Raw genomic sequence first — 2,794 nt, forward strand, 5'->3', positions numbered from 1 at the left:
GGGGAAAGCTTGAGCAGCTGTGTTTCGAACGAAAGCTGATCATTCGCGGCGAGGAGAACTGGGCATGCCTGGCTCCCGCTTACGTGATGTCGGAAGACACGCTGACGGAAGCGTTCGAGGTGCTGAATGAATCGATCAATCATCTATAGGCCCGGCATGGAGAGCCTGTCGGCGCAATTGCTTGGCATCGAGGCTTGCCTGAGCGGACGCCGCGCCTTTCTGGACGGCGCAGAGCAGGCCCGGGCGCAGCAGGAAATCGAGGCCGGTCTGACGCTGGCTGAGTCGTGCGAAAGCATCAATGCGCTGGCTGTCGCCATCGCTGGCCGCTTCGAGCCCTTCTATCGAAACGCGGGTGAGTGCCTGGAACGCATTCACGAAATAGCCGGCTATGGCACGCTGGCGTCCTGCCTGTCGTCGTTGGACATCGCCGAAGCGCTTTTCGACGCCGGGCTTTGCGACGCATCCGGCGTGGCGTCGGCGAACCTGGTGATAGGCCGGGGCCATATCGCCCCCTTGTTTTACGCTTGCCGGCACCTGAGGCGAGGCATGCCGCTCGCGTTTCTCGCCGCGGTGCACGACAGGGTGCCGTCCGTGGTCAACAAGGCCTATGGTTTCGCCTATGGCATGCGCCATAGTTTGGGCGAGGGCGTGGGCATCGCGCTCGGCAGGGCTCAGACCGACCGCGATCAGCGCGTGGTGTGCGTCGCCGGCGACGGGGAGCTGAACGAGGGTGTGTCCTACGAGGCCATACGGCTGGTTGGCGAACTGGAAACGCGCAACCTGACGCTGATCGTCGACAGCAACGGAAAGGGCATCGACCCTTTGCCGGGCAAGCTCAGGCCAGCCTATCTGGCCGCCTATTTCGACCGGGTGTACGAGGTGGACGGCCACGACGCGGCGGCGATATGCGAGCGCATGCGCGACGCGGAGCGCGAGGGCGTGTCCGCCGCCATCGTCTGCCATACCCGGAAGGGTTCCCACTCGTTCAAGCGCGCGGGCGCGAAGCCTGCCGCCTCGGCTTCTGCCGTGACTCCCAAGGCCAGCAGCTGCAGCCTGACGGGAAATTTAATCGAGGAGATTCGGGACGGCGCGCCGGCGCATATCTTCACGGCGGACCTCGCCGCGCGCTTTGGACTCCAGCCATCCCACAGTTACTGCAATCTTGGCCTTGCCGAGTCCGCTCTGCTGACCGCCGCCATGGGCTGCCCGGAAGACGAGCTCAAATTCGTTTTGACCGACGATAAATATTATCTGAATGCGGTCGATGTCCTGCATTCGGCCTTGATCGGCAGCCGCAACCTGCATGTGGTCGCCGCGCGCAAAAACGGCGTATGGGGCGGTCCTACCTATGTTTCCACCATCTTCGGCTTGCTTGAGGACACGGTGTACGAGCTGACGGACCCCAGGACTTGGAGGCTTGCATAAGACGGCGCCGGGCATCGGGAAGCAATGGCCTGTATTTATTGCACGATCAGCCTATGGAGCGGGTGCTGGCGATGCGGGAAATGTATCGCAGGCTGTCCGACGAACTGTACGCGCATCAGCTGGAGCATGCCGCGGGCACGGTGGTCCTGTCTTCGGAGTCGATGGCTTACGAGGCCTTCCAGGCGGTGGACGGCAAGCGCTGCGCGCATATTCGGACGCTGTCCACTCGGCCCGACCTGGAGCGCGTGCGCAAGCTGCTGTGCGCCGCGGAGGAGGTCGTGGTGGTGGAGCACAACGGTTCCCGCTTCAATCTGGCGGAGTACGTCGAGGCCACGCTGCTCATCAGGGTCAAGAAAATCTATAGCGACGCCTATGAATGGCCCCGGATAGAGACTTTTCAGGCCGCGGCCGCGCCGCGCAAGCTCGAGGCCTTGCTGGCTGAGCCTTCTTGCGCGCTGGCGGGATAGCCGCCGCGCCGCAACCATCCATTTCCCATTTTCATTGTTTTTCCGAATCCCGAACGGGCTTCGGCAACCCCTGTATTGCCCAAGGAGTGAGAAATCATGACGCAGGAAAACGCAAAACACGACAAGTTGGCAGGCAAGACCATGATCGTGGCCGGCGGCGCCAGAGGCATAGGCGCAGCCATCGTCGAGGCGCTGGCCCGGCAGCAGGTCAAGGTTTGCATCTTCGACACCGACCGCGCGCCGACAGCCACCAATCATTATCAGAGCCGGGACATCAGCGGCTATCAGGCCGCTTGCGAGCTGGCGAGACGTTGACGGCGCAAGGCTTGTCGGTCAAGGCCATGGCGGTGGACGCCACGGCTGAGGCGCAGGTGGTGGAGGCCGTTGGCAATGTGGCCCACGCAGCGGAAGATTTTTACGGACTGGTGAACGCCATCGGCAGCAGCCATGTGGCCAACGCGGTGGACTCGTCGCTAAGCGAGTTCGAGGCCATCTGCAGACCAACTTGACCGCGCCCTATCTGACCTCCCGCGAGGCGGGACGCGCGCTGATCCGGCAAGGCAAAGGGCGGCGCCATTCTGAACATTAGTTCCATCGCCGCGAAGGCCGCTTTCCCCGGCATTTCCGCTTATTGCGCGGCCAAGGCCGGCCTGCAGGGTTTTTCCGGCTCGCTGGCGCTGGAGCTGGCGCCCCACAACATCCGGGTCAACTGCGTGTGCCCTGGCATCGTCAAGACCAATATGTGGAAGTACCTGGAAAACCAGCTGATGACGCCGAGGAAAACCTGGCGCAATTGTGGCGAGGATGGAAAGCTTGATTCCGCTGGGACGCACCCAGACCGCGGAGAACATCGCGCGCTTCTGCGTGGCGATACTCGAAAACGAGGACATCACCGCCCAGTC

The 2,794-nt window shown here is 62.8% G+C and carries 5 protein-coding genes; all 5 read left to right on the plus strand.

Annotated features, from left to right (window positions below; genetic code table 11):
* Positions 1 to 156 precede the first annotated feature (156 nt).
* Complete coding sequence (locus BI344_RS20685; RefSeq protein WP_206600450.1) at positions 157 to 1,425, plus strand: 1-deoxy-D-xylulose-5-phosphate synthase N-terminal domain-containing protein; 1,269 nt, start codon at positions 157 to 159, stop codon at positions 1,423 to 1,425.
* 38 nt (positions 1,426 to 1,463) lie between these two features.
* Positions 1,464 to 1,892, plus strand: a complete 429-nt coding sequence (locus BI344_RS25015) for a hypothetical protein (protein ID WP_206600451.1) — start codon at positions 1,464 to 1,466, stop codon at positions 1,890 to 1,892.
* A 96-nt stretch (positions 1,893 to 1,988) separates the two neighbouring features.
* Complete coding sequence (locus BI344_RS24625; protein ID WP_193431014.1) at positions 1,989 to 2,207, plus strand: SDR family NAD(P)-dependent oxidoreductase; 219 nt, start codon at positions 1,989 to 1,991, stop codon at positions 2,205 to 2,207.
* Complete coding sequence (locus tag BI344_RS24630; RefSeq protein ID WP_193431015.1) at positions 2,204 to 2,401, plus strand: hypothetical protein; 198 nt, start codon at positions 2,204 to 2,206, stop codon at positions 2,399 to 2,401. The genes BI344_RS24625 and BI344_RS24630 overlap by 4 nt, the downstream gene beginning before the upstream one ends.
* 84 nt (positions 2,402 to 2,485) lie before the next feature.
* Positions 2,486 to 2,794, plus strand: a 309-nt coding sequence (locus BI344_RS26225; RefSeq protein WP_420912620.1) for an SDR family NAD(P)-dependent oxidoreductase, incomplete at its 3' end; no start/stop codon positions are given.

Source organism: Chromobacterium sphagni (assembly GCF_001855555.1).
GTDB lineage: Bacteria > Pseudomonadota > Gammaproteobacteria > Burkholderiales > Chromobacteriaceae > Chromobacterium > Chromobacterium sphagni.